The sequence below is a fragment of the Shouchella miscanthi genome, from assembly GCF_007725405.1.
Classification (GTDB): Bacteria; Bacillota; Bacilli; order Bacillales; family Bacillaceae_D; genus Shouchella; species Shouchella hunanensis.
This window is the reverse complement of sequence record NZ_CP042163.1, coordinates 4,215,577-4,234,053: the sequence shown is the minus strand read 5'-3', so window position 1 is coordinate 4,234,053 and position 18,477 is coordinate 4,215,577. Positions and strand designations below refer to the sequence as shown.

Here is an 18,477-nt window from a genome sequence, read left to right as displayed (position 1 = left end):
ATTTGGCCGCAATGAGTAGGAGATGACATTCATGCCTAATTGGAACAAGCCGTGGTGGCAGCATACGTATGTCATCACTCTATTTACCCTCGTTTTAGCTTTAACGGCTTGGCTTACGTTTAATCAGTGGGAAGCTGGTGTTGGTGTAACAGTACTTTTACTTATCTGGGTGTTTTTTTACTTTAGAGCAAAGAAAAAGGACGACCACTATCTTGATACGTATATTTCAACGCTTTCGTACCGAGTGAATAAAGCAAGTGATGAAGCGATAACAAAGCTTCCTGTTGGAATTGTTCTTTATAATGAAAGTGGAACCATTCAATGGACAAATCCATTTATACAAGAGCGCTTTGGAACAGGGTTAAATGGAATGGATGTAACTGTTATTCATAAAGATTTACAGCAGTATATCCAAGATGATACCGCAGAAGAAACCATACAGTTTGAATCTGGCTATTATCACTTTACGTTTGAACAAAACGAACGACTGATTTACGTGGTAGATGTTACAGAAAAAGAAACAACGCAGAAGCGGTATGACCATATGCTACCGTTAATTGCGCATATTTATTTAGACAATTACGATGAAGTAACCCAAAGCATGGACGACCAAATTCGTAGTCGCTTGCTAGCCCAAGTCACTACGGCACTAAATAACTGGGCAAATGATTATGACATTTACTTACGCAGAACATCATCAGATCGGTTTTTAGCAGTAATGAATCACAAGACATTACTACTGTTAGAAGAGAATCGTTTTGAACTTCTTGATGAAATACGTGACATCACTGCGAAGGAAAAAGCACCCATTACCCTTAGTATTGGTGTAGGTACAGAAGAAGCTTCGTTAAAGCAGCTTGGTGTGTTAGCTCAATCTAGTCTCGATCTGGCTTTAGGACGTGGTGGAGACCAAGTAGCAATAAAGAAGAAAAATGGACGTGTTCGATTCTATGGAGGAAAGACAAATGCTGTAGAAAAGCGAACTCGAGTCAGAGCGCGAGTGATTTCCCATGCTTTGCGTGATTTCGTTAAAGAAAGCGAAAAAGTGATCGTCATGGGTCATAATAGACCAGATATGGATGCAATTGGTGCCTCTCTGGGTGTCTTGAAACTGGCAGACTTGAATGATCGCGAAGGGTTTATTGTACTTGATGAAGAAGATACCAATGCTGATGTTCAACGGTTACTAGACGAAGTGAAACAGCAAGAACATTTATGGAATCAATTTGTTACACCTGAAGAGGCGGTACAAATTGCTGATAAAGAAACCCTTCTTGTAATTGTGGATACGCATAAACCATCCATGGTCATTGAACCTAAATTATTGCAAATGGTTGACCGCATTATCGTACTTGACCACCATCGCAGAAGTGAAGACTTCGTACATGACCCGGTACTTGTCTATATGGAACCTTATGCTTCTTCTACAGCAGAGCTAGTCACTGAGCTATTAGAGTATCAACCAATGCAATTTAAAATGGACCGGCTAGAAGCGACAGCGTTACTTGCGGGTATTACCGTTGATACAAAGAGCTTCGCGGTTCGTACTGGTGCACGTACCTTTGATGCTGCATCGTTCCTAAGAGCAAATGGAGCAGATACAGCCCTTGTACAGAAGCTTTTAAAAGAAGACTTAGCGAGTTATGTCCGCCGCTCTAAGCTGATGGAAAATGCCTATGTCTACCGAGACGGGTATGCGATTGCAATGGCAAATGATGATGAGCCATACGATCAGATCATTATTGCCCAAGCAGCCGATACGCTTTTAACAATGAGTGGTGTTCGTGCCTCATTTGTTATTTGTAAAAGAGGCGATGGCCGAGTCGGAGTTAGTGCTCGATCCCTCGGCGATATCAATGTGCAAGTCATTATGGAACGTCTTGGCGGTGGAGGACATTTGTCAAACGCAGCAACACAACTAGAAGATGCCGAGAGAGAAGAAGTAAAAGATCGATTAGAACAAGCGATAGACGATGGATTTGAAGGAGGTTCGTAACGATGAAAGTTATTTTTTTGAAAGATGTAAAAGGCAAAGGTAAAAAAGGGGAAACAAAAGACGTTGCGGAAGGGTATGCAAGAAACTACTTGCTTCCAAACCAGTTAGCGAAGGAAGCGACTTCCGGAAACATTAAAGATCTTGAAGCACAAAAAAAGAGTCAAGATAAAAAAGCACAAGCAGAGCTTGAAGACGCACAAGCATTTAAACAGAAATTAGAAGAATTAACGATTACCATTCCTGCAAAAGCAGGCGAGGGTGGACGCTTATTCGGAGCTGTATCAACCAAGCAAATTGCAGAAGCTTTACAAAAAGAAGTCAAGAAAATTGACAAGCGCAAAATTCAATTAGATGAACCAATCCGTTCACTTGGCTATACAAAAGTGCCGATTAAGATTCATCCAGAGGTAACAGCTGTATTAAATGTTCATGTGAAGGAAGTATAAGAGAAGCTGACTCAAAACGAGTCAGCTTCATTTCCGTTAACTATTACAAAAGGAGTAAACCTTATGAGTGATCTTCTAAATGACCGGACGCCCCCACAAAATATTGAAGCAGAGCAAGCCGTCCTTGGCTCCATTTTACTTGAAGAACAGGCGCTCACAACGGCAAGTGAACGACTGCTTCCGCAGGATTTTTACCGTGCTAGTCATCAACGAATATATGAAGCGATGCTTGATATTAGTGAAAAAGGTGAGCCTGTCGATTTAGTCACGTTGACGGCAGATCTTCAGGGCAGGCAATGGCTCGACGATGTTGGTGGTGTCGCTTATTTAACAGATATTGCTGAAACGGTTCCAACAGCAACGAATGTGGATTACTACAGCCGTATTGTAGAAGAAAAATCATTATTAAGACGCTTAATTCGTGCAGCATCAGATATCGTGAAAGACGGCTATGCAAGCGAGGATGAGGTAGGTGCCATTCTCGATCATGCAGAAAAGACGATTCTAGAAGTAGCGCAGCAAAAAAACTCATCAAATTTCGTTCAAATTAAAGATGTTTTACTAGAAACGTATGATCAGATTGAAGTGCTACAACAATCTCGGGGTGACATAACGGGCATTGCAACAGGATTTTCTGAGCTCGATACGATGACGGCAGGTTTCCAACGAAACGATCTTATTATTGTTGCGGCACGACCTTCTGTAGGGAAGACGGCGTTTGCATTAAATATTGCTCAAAACGTCGCAACGAAAACCGATGAAAACGTCGCAATCTTTTCTTTAGAGATGGGCGCAAGTCAGCTTGTACAACGAATGCTTTGTGCAGAAGGAAATATAGACGCGCAGCGAATGCGAACAGGCGCATTAGATGAAGAAGATTGGCACAAGCTATCCATGGCAATGGGGTCTTTATCAAAAGCAGGAATTTATATTGACGATACTCCAGGTGTAAAAGTTGGTGAGATACGAGCAAAATGTCGGCGATTGAAGCAAGAAAGTGGATTAGGCATGATTCTTATTGACTATTTACAACTCATTCAAGGAAATGGCCGAAGTGGTGAAAATCGTCAGCAGGAAGTATCGGAAATCTCAAGAACGTTAAAAGCAATCGCTCGTGAGCTTGAAGTGCCAGTTATAGCATTATCTCAGCTCTCTCGTGGAGTAGAATCAAGACAAGATAAGCGGCCAATGATGTCTGATATTCGTGAATCAGGAAGTATCGAGCAAGATGCAGATATTGTTGCTTTCCTTTATCGTGATGATTACTATGATAAAGAAACAGAAAACAAAAATACAATTGAAATTATTATTGCTAAGCAACGTAATGGTCCAGTAGGGACAGTTGAACTAGCATTTGTAAAAGAATACAATAAATTCGTTAATTTGGACCGTAGGCATGACGAAAACGACATGCCACCAATGTAAAATAGATTTTAAACGAATGAAAAGGTCATTAGAGAGATCAATGTTCGGATTTCATTGACGCTCTGGAATTGACCTGCTATACTTACAATGGTTTTAAATGAGCGTGGAGGTGTCGGTATGTCTTCAGTTGTTGTTGTAGGAACACAGTGGGGCGACGAAGGAAAAGGCAAAATTACAGATTATTTATCTGAAAAAGCAGAGGTTGTGGCTCGTTATCAAGGTGGAAACAATGCTGGCCATACAATTGTTTTTGGCGGCAAGAAATATAAACTTCACTTGATTCCTTCAGGGATTTTCTATAAAGATAAAACATGTGTGATTGGAAACGGTATGGTTATTGATCCAAAAGCACTTGTAGAAGAGCTAGCTTATTTACACGAGCGAGACGTAGATACAAGTAATTTACGAATCTCAAATCGAGCGCATGTTATTTTACCTTATCATATAAAATTAGATGTTGTAGAAGAAGAGCGCAAAGGCGCTAATAAAATTGGAACTACGAAAAAAGGAATTGGTCCTGCTTATATGGACAAAGCGGCTCGTATTGGCATTCGTATTGCTGATTTACTTGAAAAAGATACGTTTGCAGAAAAAGTAGCTTCCGTGCTGAAAGAAAAGAATCGTCTTTTCGAAAAGTATTATGAAACAGAGGGTTTTTCTGTTGATGACATTGTTGAAGAATACTTTGAATATGGTCAGCAAATTGCGAAATACGTCGTGGATACATCTGTTGTACTAAATGACGCATTAGATGATGGGAAGCGTGTGCTTTTTGAAGGTGCACAAGGCGTTATGCTTGATATTGATCAAGGAACATACCCATTCGTTACGTCATCTAACCCAATTGCTGGGGGAGTGACAATTGGATCTGGTGTAGGACCATCTAAAATTCATCATGTTGTTGGTGTATCTAAAGCCTATACGACTAGAGTGGGTGACGGTCCTTTCCCAACTGAGTTACATGATGAAACAGGTGATCAAATCCGTGAGATTGGCCGTGAATACGGAACAACAACTGGACGACCAAGACGTGTTGGTTGGTTCGATAGTGTTGTTGTTCGTCATGCACGCCGTGTAAGTGGGATTACAGATTTATCCCTTAACTCGATTGATGTTTTAACAGGGATTAAAACACTAAAAATTTGTACAAGCTATCGTTATAAAGGCGAAATCATGGATGAATTTCCTGCAAGTCTAAATGTACTAGCAGAGTGTGAGCCTGTTTATGAAGAGTTACCAGGTTGGGAAGAAGATATTACAGGGGCCAAAACATTGGAAGACTTGCCTGAGAATGCGCGTCATTACTTAGAACGAGTTACGCAATTAACGGGTATTCCATTAACAGTTTTTTCTGTTGGTCCGGATCGGAATCAAACAAATCTTGTCCGTGGTGTCTTTGCATAATGAATTATGTGGAAAGCGTAAGGAAAAGCTTGCGTTTTCCCTTTTTTTTCAGTATGCTTAAGACTGAATTTATGAGCCAAGCACGTTATAGAAAAAAGTTTTAAAAAAAGTATTGCGCAGATGATTTATATGTGATATTATAAATCTTGTCGTCGAGAGGATATGACGAAACACGGCTTGCTTATTGCACCGTCTGCTCAGTTTGGTATTTGAGCCATTAGCTCAGTTGGTAGAGCATCTGACTTTTAATCAGAGGGTCGAAGGTTCGAATCCTTCATGGCTCACCATTTTTACAGTGGCCCGTTGGTCAAGCGGTTAAGACACCGCCCTTTCACGGCGGTAACACGGGTTCGAATCCCGTACGGGTCACTTTTATATAAATACATACACAAATGGTCCGGTAGTTCAGTTGGTTAGAATGCCTGCCTGTCACGCAGGAGGTCGCGGGTTCGAGTCCCGTCCGGACCGCCATTTTTTCTTCGTCATTGTTGAAATAATCATGATGTATAATAAGTAAGGCTCGGTAGCTCAGTTGGTAGAGCAACGGACTGAAAATCCGTGTGTCGGCGGTTCGATTCCGTCCCGAGCCACCACTTGCCGGTCTAGCTCAATTGGTAGAGCAACTGACTTGTAATCAGTAGGTTGGGGGTTCAAGTCCTCTGGCCGGCATCGAAAGAACTTTATGTGAATGCATAAAGTTCTTTTTGTTTTTGGTAGATATGTTAAACTAGTACGAGGGATGTCGTTATTCCCCGGGCAATTTTTTTGTAGTGAAAACATCAGCAGTGGCTGGTGTTTTGTTTAAGTGACATAAATTTTAATGGAATAAATAAATAGATACTACTGATCCAGGAGGTAAAAAGAATGGATAAATATATTTTAGTTGTTGATGATGAAAAACCAATTGCAGATATATTGAAATTTAATTTAGAAAAAGAAGGGTTTAGCGTAGAGTGTGCTTATGATGGAAACGAAGCACTAGAAAAAGTGAATGAGCGTAAGCCGGATCTTATGTTACTTGATATTATGCTTCCATATAAGGACGGAATGGAAGTCTGTCGAGAAGTACGTAAACAATCTGATTTACCAATCATTATGCTAACGGCTAAAGATTCAGAGATTGATAAAGTATTAGGTTTAGAATTAGGTGCTGATGACTATGTGACGAAACCATTTAGTACACGGGAGTTGTTAGCACGGGTAAAGGCGAATCTAAGACGTCAGCAAGTTGCAGTCGAAGAAACAGGCTCTTCATCAAAAGAAATGCATATTGGTGAGTTGTCTATTCACCCTGATGCATACCAAGTAAGAAAACGTGGGGAAGCAGTTGATTTAACACATCGAGAGTTTGAATTAATTCATTATCTCGGAAAGCATATTGGACAAGTGATGACACGAGAACACCTTTTACAAGCTGTATGGGGCTACGATTACTTTGGGGATGTTCGAACCGTGGATGTTACCGTGCGACGCTTACGTGAAAAAGTCGAAGATAACCCAAGCTATCCTACTTGGATTATGACGCGTAGAGGTGTTGGCTATTTCTTAGCACCACAGGATAATCAGGAGTAAGGTAAATGGATCAAAACGTAGGCTTTTTTAAGTCCATACGCTTTAAGCTCATTATTATCTACATGTTGCTCATTGTTCTTGCCATGCAGATTATTGGTTTTTATTTCTCAAATTCACTTGAGCGAAGTTTAATGGATAACTACGAAACTGTCATTAGCGATCGGGTTAACTTGCTTACAGTCAGTGCGGCACGTGAATTAATTGACGAGGATTCAGACACGCAGGAAAATTTAAACACGCTTTTAAATGAGACGTTCCCACAAACAGATGAAAACATTCGGTTCGGGAAAGCGCAAATTATCGGGAAAGATTTTGTATTGCTTGCAAGTTCTGATCCAAATGATCAGACACGTATTGGTCAGCTAACAGAGCAAACAATTGTTAGAAGAGCAATTACAGGTGGATCATCATTGAGCGATCAGCGCATTAATGAGCAGAACCAAGAACGTTATTTTGTGAAAGCACAGCCCATTCGACCAAATGAAGACTTTGCCAACGCTTCTCTTGATGGAGGAAATACGGAAGCAACCGAACTTCAAGGCGCTGTCTACGTAGAAGCTTCGATTGAAGAAGTGACAGATCAAGCCCAGTCGATCAACCAAATCTTTATAGTTGCCTCAACTATTGCACTATTAATTACGTTTTTTGTGATTATATTGGTGGCTCGAACCATTACAGCGCCCATTCTGGACATGCGTAGGCAAGCTTTACGGATGGGGCACGGAGATTTTTCAAGACAGGTAAAGGTGTACGGATCAGATGAGCTTGGTCAGCTCGCAATGTCATTTAACGAGCTAACGAATAAGCTCCATGATACAACACTTATGAGGGACCGAGAACAGAAGCGCCTTCGTTCGGTTCTTGCTCATATGACCGACGGAGTTGTAGCTACCGACCAAAGTGGTTTAATTATACTGATGAACCGACGTGCAGAGGAATTATTAGGAATCTCCTTAAAGCATGTATTAAGAAAACCTATTATTGACGTATTGAATATGGATGAAACGCAAAGCATTTATGATTTATACGAGAAGAATGAATCGGTTTTACTTGATTTTAGTCATGGTGAGGAATTGGTTTTATTAGAGGCAAACTTCTCTGCTATCCAAGAAGATGACGGACCGATGAATGGGTTAATTACGGTTCTTCACGATGTAACGGAAAAAGAAAAAATAGAAAGTGAACGCCGTGAGTTTGTGGCAAATGTATCTCATGAACTGAGGACACCGCTAACAACGATGAAAAGTTACCTTGAAGCACTTGCAGATGGTGCGATAGAGGACAAGGAAATTGCGCCGCACTTTCTTAACGTTACACAAAAAGAAACAGACCGTATGATTCGATTAGTAAATGATCTTCTCCAGCTTTCTCGTATTGATTCCAATGATTACGAGATGGATTTACGCTGGGTTGAATTAGGTTCATTCTTGCATCAAATTATCGAGCGTTTTGAGATGGTTGTAAAGGACAAAGATATTGTTTTTCATCGTCATATTGTCAAGCAGCCGACATTTGCAAAAATTGATGAAGATAAATTAACGCAAGTGCTGGATAACATTATATCGAATGCCATTAAGTATTCACCAGAAGGCGGAAACGTCAGCATTACATTACTTCATCAAGGAAACAAAGCAAGAATCAGTATTTCAGATGAAGGAATGGGAATCCCGACCGAGTCTCAGGACAAGATCTTTGAACGTTTCTACCGTGTGGATAAAGCAAGAGCGAGAAATGTAGGTGGGACAGGTCTTGGCTTAGCGATTGCCCGGGAATATGTTGTGGCGCACGAAGGAGAAATCTGGGTGAATAGTGAATACAATGAAGGAACGACCATTTATATAACATTGCCTTACTCCACGTTTAAAGGAGGTAAAGTGTGAAATACGAACAGTTTAAAACAGCCACTTTAGTCGCGTTAATTGGCTTAAGTTTGTTTTTTACCTACCAGCTATGGACGTATCAGCCAAATCTTCAAGCGTTAGAGAGTGAATCAGGTGAGAGCGGGAATTATGCAGATTCCATGATAGGGGAAGAGCGATTAATAACGGATCTTATTCAGCCTAGCTCGGTGATTTTGCACAAAGACTTGGAAGGGTATGCGCTAATGAATCCGTTGAATAGTCGGTATGATCAAACGCTTACGACATTGCGTCAGTATCAGTTTGAACATGCGATATCAGCAGATCCAGTGACAACAAGTGCAGAGGGCATTGAATTACGGTTTCCAGATGAGCTACCATTACAGTCGCTCTTGGCTTATTTTGACGGGAATTACGATCAAATGAATACAAGTCGAGAAGTGAATCGATTACTTATTTATGTGACAGAAGAGGACACCGTTAATTTCACCTTTGCCTCTTCTGAAAAAGAAGAGTTTATGTCATTACGTACAACGATGCCCGCAAGCGATTTAAAAAACTTAATTTATGCAACAGATACAGAGTCTGAACTAGCAACAGAGGTTGTGAAAGAAAATGATTCAACTTATCTGTTGTTACGCAATGACATTTATGTGCCAACTGAAAAGCAAGTTGTGCGAATTTATGATTACAGATTAAGAAACGATGAAGAGATGCCTATGCTGATTAATCAGCGATTGTTCAACGATACGGATGTGCCTAGGGCGAATCAATTAAACGGGGAATATTTGTTTACAGATGGCAGTCGAACAGTGACCCATGATAGTACCATTTCTTATTTAAATTACTCGTATCCATACTCTACAGATAGTCAAGAGGAAAGCAATCGCCACATTGTAGAAGTTGCTCAAGAGTTTATTAATGTAACGGGTGGATGGACAGATCAATATGCCATTGATCAAGTGAATAAAAAAGATGCAACCGATCAAGCTGAATTTCGGTTATATGTGAATCATTTACCAGTGTTTGAACATCGTTTAACCACAACGAGTAGTGACCAGGATCGAATGAAGATGTACGTCACTCGAGCTGGTACACAAGTCGTGAGTATGGGGCGCCCTCTGTTCCAGCTTGAAGATCGGTATACAGAGCAAGAGAGAGAAGTCTCGTCTGGTTTAGATGCTGTCAATCAGATGAAAAAAAGCTCAACCATTTTATGGGAAGATGTAACCGATATTCGTTTAGGCTATAAAGCCACGATGACAAGTAGTAAGCGTGCCGACTTAACCCCAACTTGGTTTTATCAACTAGATGGAGAATGGGAAGCTGTTGTTAGATCTGACGAGGAGTTAACAGAATGAATTGGAATCGAACAAAATCTATTTTTATTGTAGTATTCTTGCTGTTAAATATCTTCTTAGGCTGGCAGTTTGTCGATCGTGTGATGGAAGGTCAATTGCAAAGTATTGAACAAGCGCCAGAAATTGTCGAACGTCTTGATGATAACAATATCACTCTCCCCGATGAAGATGTAAATACATCTGATGCAAGAGGGGTCGTGCTTGAGGGTTCGAGAGTAAGCTTTACAAATGAAGAAATCGAACAGCTAGAAAATAGCGGCCATTCAGTGGAAACGATTGGTCAATCTTCAAACGTGATTCGAGTTGAACTAGAAGATCCGGTTAATATTAGCCAAGTATTAAATGCGAATACAGAAGAAGCGTTTGCGCCCTTACTAGCAGAGCATGTTCTTTATGGTGAGGAATACGTATTCTCTAGACGAGAAGGCAACTTTCTTCATTTTAATCAAATGTATAATCAAGTTGAAACGTACATCGATAACGATGAAGCATTAACAGTAGAGCTAAATGACGATGATGAAGTGATTGGCTATGAACAACAACGCTATAGCTTCAGTGAAAATCGAGACGAGCGGGATATGACCCCGTATATGACAGCGATACGAGTACTATTAGATAACCATTACCTATCAATGAATAATACGATTGAGCATATCGAATTTGGCTATTATAGTTTATCCGATCAGACACCCCGCTTCTTCTCTCCTATGTGGGCAGTAACAGTCGATCGTTCGGGTGCTGACGCAGAAGAAAAGGATATGAGAATTTACCTTGTAAATGCAATACTTTCAGAACAGCATCAATGGTATCCAGACGAATCACAAACAAATGAAGAAATTGAAGATGATTTAAGTGAGTGATCCTCTTTTTTGAGAGAGTAATAGAATTAAGGAGGACGTAAGATGGCTATGCGTTTCAGTGTGCTTGCAAGCGGTAGTACAGGAAATGCGATGTATGTGGAGACTCCATCGCAAAAAATTTTAGTGGATGCAGGGTTAACTGGAAAGAAAATGGACGAGCTCTTTAAAAAGATTGATCGTGATCCAAAGCAACTAGATGCCTTACTTGTGACCCATGAACATAGTGACCATATAAAAGGTGCAGGCATATTTGCCCGTAAACACAACTTGCCAATCTACGCGAACGAAAAAACGTGGAAAGCGATGGAAAAGCAAATCGGTCAATTAAACACCGATCAAAAATTCCATTTTAATCAAGAAACAGTTAAACAATTCGGCGATCTTGAAGTAGAATCATTTGGTGTGTCCCACGATGCTGCTGATCCGATGTTTTACTGTTTCCGTCATGAAGGGCGTAAGCTTGTGATTGCAACAGACATGGGCTATGTGAGCGAACGGATAAAAAAAACCATCGCTGGTGCGAATTCATACGTGTTTGAATCCAACCACGATTTAAATATGCTACGGGTTGGTAGATATCCATGGAATGTAAAAAGACGCATTTTAAGCGATATGGGGCATGTGTCAAATGAAGATGCTGCTCTAGCATTACACGATATAGTCGATGATACGCCGATTCATGTGTATCTTGCTCATTTAAGCTTAGATAACAATATGAAAGATTTAGCACGAATGACCGTTAAACAAGTGCTTGAACAAGAAGGTCATCAAGTAGGGAAAGCCATTCATCTTCATGACACTGACCCATATAGCCCAACCGCATTGTGCGTGGTTTAAAAGCAACGAAAAACGTAAATAGTTACGTAATAGACCATACAAATTTTGTTTATTTCTCATGATTAGCCTCTCTTTCTAAACAAATGTTAAAAGAACTACAAAAATCATTTAATTCCCGGTTTTAACCTAGAAGAATTAGGTTAAATGGGTATAATGTAGGAAAATGGTTAGAGAGCTGAAATGGAAGGGGTAAAGGGCAATGGGTTATTACGATGGAAATGATTCTCGCTATAAGGAACCGAAGCAAGGAACGAGTAATGGTAAAGTTGCAGGATTTTCTGCTTTTGGCGGGGCAATTATCGGTGCAGCGCTTGTATTGATTGCCTCACCATTATTGTCAAACCTAGCTCCATTCGATGACAATGTTGAAGAAAATACAGATACCATTGCTGAACCTCAAACGGAACAAGTCGATTCAAATGTCATTAATTTAGATGTCAATTCCGCTGTAACGGATATTGTGAATGAAGTTTCCGATGCGGTTGTTGGTGTCATTAATCTTCAGCAATCCGATTTATTCGGTGAAGGGGATGCAAGCGAGAGTGGTACTGGATCAGGTGTGATTTATAAAGCAGAAGGGGAATACGCATACATCGTAACAAACCAACACGTCATTGATGGTGCTACGGAAGTAGAAGTAGCCTTAACCGATGGCACGAGAGTAGAAGCAGAAGTGATTGGTGAAGACGAATTGACAGATTTAGCTGTACTACGAATTAGTTCCGATGATGTTGATACAGTCGCTTCATTCGGTGATTCCGATTCATTAAGCGTTGGTGAGCCGGCGATTGCAATTGGAAACCCACTGGGCCTAGAATTTGCTGGTAGCGTCACCCAAGGGATTATTAGCGCAACAGAAAGAAGTATTCCAATTGATACGACTGGAAACGGTCAAGCTGATTGGAATGCCGAAGTACTGCAAACAGATGCAGCCATTAACCCTGGTAACAGTGGTGGTGCATTAATTAACATAAATGGTGAAGTGATTGGCATTAATTCAATGAAAATTTCCGGTGTTGCGGAAGGATTAGGCTTTGCCATTCCATCTGCAATTGTCCAGCCTGTTATTGAAGAATTAGAGACAACAGGAGAGGTAAGACGACCTTCTCTAGGCATTACCTTACGTAATTTAAATGAATTTCCAACAGCTGCACTGCAGGAATCCCTTGGCTTACCTGAAGATATAACCGAAGGAATTGTGGTAGTGAACGTTTCCCCTGGTAGCCCGGCTGCAAACGCAGGTATCCAAGAGCAAGATGTCATTGTTGGCATTGATGGTGAAACCATTGAAAATGCACAAGATTTAAGACATATGCTCTATCGTGAAAATACTATTGGTGATACGATCTCTGTTACCCTTTATCGTGGCGGTACAGAAGAAACCGTTGATGTGACACTAACGGAGCAACCAGATGTATAAGACGGTAAGTGAACCTCTTTCATAAAGAAAGGGGTTCTTTTTTTTGCAAGAACGCTTTGGACTGTGGATAACAAAATGCTATACTGAAAGAATGAAAAATGGAAGGACGTGCACGATGATAGCAGCATGTGAAGAGCATATTGAACTAGCATTGGATGTCGCTGTGGATGAATGGGAAACGGCACCCATTGTCGAACAAGCAAAAGAACCACGAACATGCCAATTTTGCGAAGAAAAAGCAGTCTATACACTAACAAAATAATCAGATACCCACATTGTTGATATGTGGATAAATCATGTGGATAAGTGTTATCCTCTTCACTTTTGTGTTATACACAGAGGATAACAGGAGAAAGGAAATGGGAAAGGAAGTTATACACAAGTGAATATTAGTGTCATTACTGTTGGGAAGCTGAAGGAAAAATATTTACGTTCAGGGATCGACGAATACAAAAAAAGACTTAGCGCCTACGCTAAAATCCAAGAGATTGAAGTAGCAGATGAAAAAGCACCAGAGCATTTAAGCGAAGAAGACATGCGTATCGTCAAGAAGAAAGAAGGAGAACGGATCCTTGCAAAAATTGATGCAGATACGTACGTCATTGCCCTAGCAATTGAAGGAAAAATGAAGACAAGCGAGCAGCTTGCTAAAAGTATTGAGCAGCTCGGTACATACGGAAAAAGTAAAATCGCTTTTGTGATTGGCGGGTCACTCGGACTTTCTGATAATGTCTATGCGCGAGCGGATGAATGGCTTTCTTTTTCTAAAATGACGTTCCCTCATCAGTTGATGAAGCTCGTTTTGCTGGAGCAGGTTTATAGGAGTTTCCGGATTAATAGAGGAGAACCGTACCATAAGTAAATGAGGTTGTGTATATTGGAAAAATATAAAAAAATTAAATGAATTCGGTTGGATAAACAATAGAATGTCTTAAAAAATGCAGGTGTAGCACTAAAAATCAACGGTTTAAATAAGAAAAACTATGATAATTAGTGCTATGTATGCAGCGATTAAGGAGTTTCTATTATTTGAAAGGTTATTTCTTTTATTAAATAAAAAGAAACGAAGAGTTGTGAAAACTGGATAATATATAAAAATAGACATTAAAGAGACCAATATCAAAACTGCGGTCTTATTAAAGAGATTTAAACTCACAAGAACAAAAGTTAACCCTAGACTAAAGATAAAAAAGCAACACCAAGGTAATGTCAAGTATTTTTTATTATCTACCTTCATTAAAAAGGCATCTTTCTTTTTATTTTCTAACAACAATAAAATTAAAACGAAAGTTAGGTTTATAATTATGTGAATGTTGTTGGCTGATACAAAAAGTATTTGGTTTGATAACAATTTTTTAATGATTATTGAATTAATTTCATGACTTAACAACAAAAAAATAAACAAACCCGTGCCACAAAAAATTTGATAAATCGTTATCTCTTTGTTAGTCAAGCTCTCCCTCCTTAATAAATCTCTATTATATAACCATCTGTCGTCATATAATCAACATCTTGAATAATAGCTGATTTTAAATCTGATATAACTTCTAGTCCGTAATTATTCTGTATTAGTAAATAGTTTCTTTTCCCATCAATTCTATTAATGTTATAAGAAATACTTTCTTCTGATTTTATCTCTTCATTAAAAGTTAAATTACTATATTCACCGTCTTCAGTAAAGTGAGTGACCGTTATATTCATAAAATTGTTTCCACTACTAACTAATAATTTGTGAGTATGTCCGCCTTTAGAATCATCTTCGATCTCATAAGTGTGACTTTTAAATTCTTCTGATCGCGAAACAACTTCTATACTTTCATCCTCGAATATATCTTCATTATCTGAAACTATAATACGAGCTACACTCGCGTTAAGTTCACTGTATGTTTTTTCACCAGCGTCTAAGTCAATCTGTACGACAGTAATTTCTTCTAAGTCCTTTGTATCCGTATATAAAGGCATTTCGAATGTACTATTTGTATTTGCAACTGCTTCAAATTTACTAAAGCTATTAAGTTCACCTTCAATAAAAAAATACAGCATTAGATTTAATTTTTCATCCTTTGAATTATCAATACTAATTTCTAAATTTAAATTATCCCGAATGGAATCATCTTTAATGTGAATAGGGTAATATTTATCATGTTTACCAACTACTTTCTCATTAAATTGTTCACTTTCAATATATACTCTATTCTGTATACCAGCTTTAATGGCTTGTTCATCTAGATATTTAAAATGGTCCTTATTTTCTTTAATTACTGATTCAGTTGATTCAACTTGAGAATATTGCACATCCTGTTCTATACTCGTACAGGCATGAAAAATAAATATAGATAATGCTATAAAAGCAAATTTAAATAATTTCTTCATACTAAACTCTCTTTCTTAAAAGTAGTGGAGGTAAACTCCCTCCACCACTATTTTTACTTAATACTAAATCTCTTATCTAAGATATGTTATATCACCAGTTACACCAGAGTCAATTTGCGCACCATAGGCTGCCGTATGTATCCCCTTAGCCCAATAGGCACTTCCCTTTGAACTTAACGACATATTTCGGTTAATAATTGATGTAGCTTTTTTTCCACCAAGTGCAGCGTCGGTTGACCCTTTAATTTTATGAGTGTGGTTACCGTTGTTATAATTTGATAGCTCAGCTGTTGCCGTTACGGTCCAACCAAATTTCAACCTATGTGTTTCAGCTGCCGCAGATACTATGTATTTTGCCCCCGATCTTACACCAACTGCTTTTGCGGTTCCTCTCGCTGCGTGAGTAACAAAACGTGCTCCAATTTCTTCATTAGAAGTCTCAGCAAAATCAATAGTATTATTGAGATTTTTCATTTCATTCTCACTTAGGTCATCAGATAAATTATCTTCAATAACCTGTTGATGTTCAGTTGAAATACTTATTTCCTCAGCAAAAGCTGATGAATTGTTAAGACCAATAAATACCGCAGATGCAATAATACTACTTACTAATATTTTTTTCATAATTTCCCCCAAGAATTTGTTTTTATCACATGGAAGTGACAATTTTTCATTATACGCTTCTGTAACTACTTTTCAACAAGTTCATGTAGATTTGAAATATAATTCGCCTTGATACGACACAATTTGATAAAAAATTTTATAGTGTAGAGGAGTTTAATAATTTCTCGAACAAAAAGCCCTTTAATTTTAAAAAAGTAATACACAGCCAAGGAGGGCATGAGATGAAGCCAAAAGGTAATCGAAAGCCTAAGCACAAAAAACTGTATAACACGGGACTAGTTTTGCAAAGAGGCGTAGATGAGTCCGTAATGATTGGAGACGATATTAAGGTTACTTTGGTCAAAGTAGAAGGTATGTCTGTAAAACTTCATTTCGATGTACCTAAGCACATTCCAATTATTCGTGGAGAAATTTTCGTAGCACAGCAAGAAGAGAGCAATCAGAATCAATTAGATTAATGGTCAAACCTTCGCAATTCTGCGAGTGTGAATAAATGCTTTACCGTATCGATGTTGAAAAATAAAAAACATAAGGGTGTGTTAAGAAATGATTATCAACAACAACTTGAGCGCAATGAACGCTCACCGTCAACTTGGCGTAAATCAAGGAATGGCGGCAAAGGCACAAGAAAAACTATCTTCAGGTCTTCGCATTAACCGTGCCGGCGATGACGCTGCTGGACTTGCGATCTCTGAAAAAATGCGCGCGCAAGTTCGAGGTTTGGATCAAGCAAGTCGTAATGCCCAAGATGGAATTTCCATGATTCAAACCGCTGAGGGTGCTTTGACCGAAACTCAAAATATACTTCAACGTATGCGGGAGCTTGCAACTCAGGCTTCTAATGGTACAAATACTGAACAGGATACACAAAACATTCAAGATGAGATTAATTCATTAACATCAGAGATTAATCGTATTGGCAATACGACTGAATTTAACAACAAAAAATTGCTTCAAGGTCAAGAAGGTAAAGGTTCTGTTGATGTCAGTCAAGGGAGAACAAGTCAATTAGCTACTGAAGCAACAAAAGCATCTACAACTCATGCTGGAATGACCTTTACTGCTAAAGATTCAGATGTGGAAGGAAATGGGTTAAGTATTGAAGTAACGGATAATCCTGATCTGGATGAGGATGTAGATGCGAGTATAAGTATTGATCAAGGTAAAATTATCATTACAGCAGGCGTTAAAGATGGTGCCACAGTTGAGTTAACTCAACAGGATATTCAAGATTTATATAATAGCGCATCAGAAGATGTTAAGAACGCTGTTAGTCTAAAAATTACTGATGGAGATAGAACAGTTGGTAATCTATCTGAGCAAGGTTTAACAGGTGGTAGAGATGCTACTGTAGCACAAACAGGACAAACATCTATAACTATTACAGAAAACTTCAAGGCCGGAGAATCTATTGAGATCAATGGGGTGAGATTCACTGCAATTGAAGAAGGTGAACCTACTGGAAACCAATTTGTAATTGGTAGTAATTCAACAGAAACCACTACGAATTTACTGAAGAGCATCAATGGTAGTGGTGATTTAGCAGTAACTGCAGCAGTGAATAATGATTCAATTACTCTAACTGAAGATGTTGCTAGTGGAAATTCTTTCTCTGTAAAAGCTAACCCGGCTGAATTCAAATCAGAACTCCAAATTGGTGCTAATACAGGACAAAGTCTTCAAATCAATATTTCTGATATGAGAGCATCTGCACTAGGCATTACATCTAAAGGTGGCTTAAATGAGCACCTAAAAGTTACTGATGGAACTAGTAATGCTCAAACTGAAAATGCTTTGGATGTATCTACACATGAGAGTGCGTCTGCTGCAATCACTACTCTTCAAACTGCTATTGACAATGTATCTAAGGAGCGTTCTCAACTTGGCCAAAACCGTCTTGAGCACACAATCTCTAACCTTGACAACTCTTCTGAAAATCTTCAAGCTGCTGAATCACGTATTCGTGATGTAGACATGGCAAAGGTAATCATGGAGTTCACGAAACAAAACATCTTGTCTCAAGCATCACAATCTATGCTTGCGCAAGCGAACCAAGCACCGTAGCAAGTGTTGCAGCTTCTAGGTTAACAAATCAAATAATAAAGTTTTGAGGACAAACGATAATTTTTGTCCTCTTTTTTCCGTTTTTGGAGAAAAATATGGTAAATTGGTGCTTATAATAGTTACAATAGAAGAAAATATTTCTAAACGAAAAAAGGAAGACCAATAAATTGATTTTTGAAAGGCTAGAGGATGCGTCAATTTGCATTCCTCAATGTGACAGGAAATTTAATGAAAAA

Annotated in this window: 16 protein-coding genes and 5 tRNA genes; 19 read left to right on the top strand and 2 right to left on the bottom strand. The window is 39.0% G+C overall.

Annotated elements, in window-relative coordinates:
- The first annotated feature begins 31 nt into the window (after positions 1-31).
- The 17 genes from FPV17_RS21515 to rlmH all read left to right on the top strand — a co-directional run bounded on the left by FPV17_RS21515 (position 32) and on the right by rlmH (position 14,042).
- Complete coding sequence (locus tag FPV17_RS21515) at positions 32-1,996, top strand: DHH family phosphoesterase (RefSeq protein ID WP_035396873.1); 1,965 nt, start codon at positions 32-34, stop codon at positions 1,994-1,996.
- A gap of 2 nt (positions 1,997-1,998) precedes the next feature.
- Positions 1,999-2,442 carry a 50S ribosomal protein L9 gene (rplI, locus tag FPV17_RS21510; protein ID WP_035396871.1) on the top strand — a complete coding sequence of 148 codons (444 nt, stop codon included), beginning with the start codon at positions 1,999-2,001 and terminating at the stop codon, positions 2,440-2,442.
- Between the two features lie 63 nt (positions 2,443-2,505).
- Positions 2,506-3,867: a replicative DNA helicase gene (dnaB, locus tag FPV17_RS21505; protein ID WP_144560372.1), complete on the top strand. Its 1,362-nt coding sequence runs from the start codon at positions 2,506-2,508 to the stop codon at positions 3,865-3,867.
- Between the two features lie 117 nt (positions 3,868-3,984).
- Positions 3,985-5,271, top strand: a complete 1,287-nt coding sequence (locus tag FPV17_RS21500; RefSeq protein WP_035396869.1) for an adenylosuccinate synthase — start codon at positions 3,985-3,987, stop codon at positions 5,269-5,271.
- 211 nt (positions 5,272-5,482) lie between these two features.
- Positions 5,483-5,558: transfer RNA gene (locus FPV17_RS21495), tRNA-Lys, on the top strand.
- Between the two features lie 10 nt (positions 5,559-5,568).
- Positions 5,569-5,640 (top strand) — tRNA-Glu (locus FPV17_RS21490).
- A 25-nt stretch (positions 5,641-5,665) separates the two neighbouring features.
- Positions 5,666-5,742: transfer RNA gene (locus FPV17_RS21485), tRNA-Asp, on the top strand.
- 46 nt (positions 5,743-5,788) lie between these two features.
- Positions 5,789-5,864, top strand: a tRNA-Phe gene (locus tag FPV17_RS21480).
- 3 nt (positions 5,865-5,867) lie between these two features.
- Positions 5,868-5,940 (top strand) — tRNA-Thr (locus tag FPV17_RS21475).
- A 195-nt stretch (positions 5,941-6,135) separates the two neighbouring features.
- Positions 6,136-6,843 (top strand): response regulator YycF, encoded by a 708-nt coding sequence (gene yycF, locus FPV17_RS21470; protein WP_035396867.1) that lies wholly within the window; start codon positions 6,136-6,138, stop codon positions 6,841-6,843.
- Between the two features lie 5 nt (positions 6,844-6,848).
- A complete protein-coding gene (walK, locus tag FPV17_RS21465) occupies positions 6,849-8,723 on the top strand; it encodes a cell wall metabolism sensor histidine kinase WalK (RefSeq protein ID WP_035396865.1) in 1,875 nt (624 codons plus the stop codon).
- Positions 8,720-10,063, top strand: a complete 1,344-nt coding sequence (locus FPV17_RS21460; RefSeq protein ID WP_144560371.1) for a YycH family regulatory protein — start codon at positions 8,720-8,722, stop codon at positions 10,061-10,063. The genes walK and FPV17_RS21460 overlap by 4 nt, the downstream gene beginning before the upstream one ends.
- A complete protein-coding gene (locus tag FPV17_RS21455; protein ID WP_035396858.1) occupies positions 10,060-10,923 on the top strand; it encodes a two-component system regulatory protein YycI in 864 nt (287 codons plus the stop codon). Before FPV17_RS21460 ends, FPV17_RS21455 begins: the two co-directional genes overlap by 4 nt.
- Positions 10,924-10,965: 42 nt before the next feature.
- Entirely contained in the window at positions 10,966-11,760 is a 795-nt protein-coding gene (locus FPV17_RS21450; RefSeq protein WP_035396856.1) for an MBL fold metallo-hydrolase, read from the top strand.
- A gap of 199 nt (positions 11,761-11,959) precedes the next feature.
- A complete protein-coding gene (locus FPV17_RS21445) occupies positions 11,960-13,180 on the top strand; it encodes a S1C family serine protease (protein WP_035396854.1) in 1,221 nt (406 codons plus the stop codon).
- A 115-nt stretch (positions 13,181-13,295) separates the two neighbouring features.
- Positions 13,296-13,442 (top strand): CxxH/CxxC protein, encoded by a 147-nt coding sequence (locus FPV17_RS21440; protein ID WP_078440283.1) that lies wholly within the window; start codon positions 13,296-13,298, stop codon positions 13,440-13,442.
- Positions 13,443-13,562: 120 nt separating this feature from the next.
- Positions 13,563-14,042 (top strand): 23S rRNA (pseudouridine(1915)-N(3))-methyltransferase RlmH, encoded by a 480-nt coding sequence (gene rlmH, locus FPV17_RS21435; RefSeq protein WP_035396849.1) that lies wholly within the window; start codon positions 13,563-13,565, stop codon positions 14,040-14,042.
- 602 nt (positions 14,043-14,644) lie between these two features.
- On the opposite strand, the gene FPV17_RS21430 is transcribed toward rlmH, so the two are convergent.
- Both FPV17_RS21430 and FPV17_RS21425 read right to left on the bottom strand, forming a co-directional pair.
- A complete protein-coding gene (locus FPV17_RS21430) occupies positions 14,645-15,553 on the bottom strand; it encodes a hypothetical protein (protein ID WP_144560370.1) in 909 nt (302 codons plus the stop codon).
- 72 nt (positions 15,554-15,625) lie between these two features.
- Positions 15,626-16,177 (bottom strand): hypothetical protein, encoded by a 552-nt coding sequence (locus FPV17_RS21425; RefSeq protein ID WP_144560369.1) that lies wholly within the window; start codon positions 16,175-16,177, stop codon positions 15,626-15,628.
- A gap of 221 nt (positions 16,178-16,398) precedes the next feature.
- On the opposite strand from FPV17_RS21425, the gene FPV17_RS21420 reads away from it, so the two are divergent.
- Positions 16,399-16,635 (top strand): carbon storage regulator, encoded by a 237-nt coding sequence (locus FPV17_RS21420; protein WP_144560368.1) that lies wholly within the window; start codon positions 16,399-16,401, stop codon positions 16,633-16,635.
- 88 nt (positions 16,636-16,723) lie between these two features.
- Positions 16,724-18,241: a flagellin N-terminal helical domain-containing protein gene (locus tag FPV17_RS22460; RefSeq protein ID WP_144560367.1), complete on the top strand. Its 1,518-nt coding sequence runs from the start codon at positions 16,724-16,726 to the stop codon at positions 18,239-18,241.
- Positions 18,242-18,477: the final 236 nt, after the last annotated feature.

Coding starts and splice junctions, on each gene's coding strand:
- FPV17_RS21515 (WP_035396873.1), top strand. CDS start 32: ATGCCTAATTGGAACAAGCCGTGGTGGCAGCATACGTATGTCATCACT.
- rplI (WP_035396871.1), top strand. CDS start 1,999: ATGAAAGTTATTTTTTTGAAAGATGTAAAAGGCAAAGGTAAAAAAGGG.
- dnaB (WP_144560372.1), top strand. CDS start 2,506: ATGAGTGATCTTCTAAATGACCGGACGCCCCCACAAAATATTGAAGCA.
- FPV17_RS21500 (WP_035396869.1), top strand. CDS start 3,985: ATGTCTTCAGTTGTTGTTGTAGGAACACAGTGGGGCGACGAAGGAAAA.
- yycF (WP_035396867.1), top strand. CDS start 6,136: ATGGATAAATATATTTTAGTTGTTGATGATGAAAAACCAATTGCAGAT.
- walK (WP_035396865.1), top strand. CDS start 6,849: ATGGATCAAAACGTAGGCTTTTTTAAGTCCATACGCTTTAAGCTCATT.
- FPV17_RS21455 (WP_035396858.1), top strand. CDS start 10,060: ATGAATTGGAATCGAACAAAATCTATTTTTATTGTAGTATTCTTGCTG.
- FPV17_RS21450 (WP_035396856.1), top strand. CDS start 10,966: ATGGCTATGCGTTTCAGTGTGCTTGCAAGCGGTAGTACAGGAAATGCG.
- FPV17_RS21445 (WP_035396854.1), top strand. CDS start 11,960: ATGGGTTATTACGATGGAAATGATTCTCGCTATAAGGAACCGAAGCAA.
- FPV17_RS21440 (WP_078440283.1), top strand. CDS start 13,296: ATGATAGCAGCATGTGAAGAGCATATTGAACTAGCATTGGATGTCGCT.
- FPV17_RS21430 (WP_144560370.1), bottom strand. CDS start 15,553: ATGAAGAAATTATTTAAATTTGCTTTTATAGCATTATCTATATTTATT.
- FPV17_RS21425 (WP_144560369.1), bottom strand. CDS start 16,177: ATGAAAAAAATATTAGTAAGTAGTATTATTGCATCTGCGGTATTTATT.
- FPV17_RS21420 (WP_144560368.1), top strand. CDS start 16,399: ATGAAGCCAAAAGGTAATCGAAAGCCTAAGCACAAAAAACTGTATAAC.
- FPV17_RS22460 (WP_144560367.1), top strand. CDS start 16,724: ATGATTATCAACAACAACTTGAGCGCAATGAACGCTCACCGTCAACTT.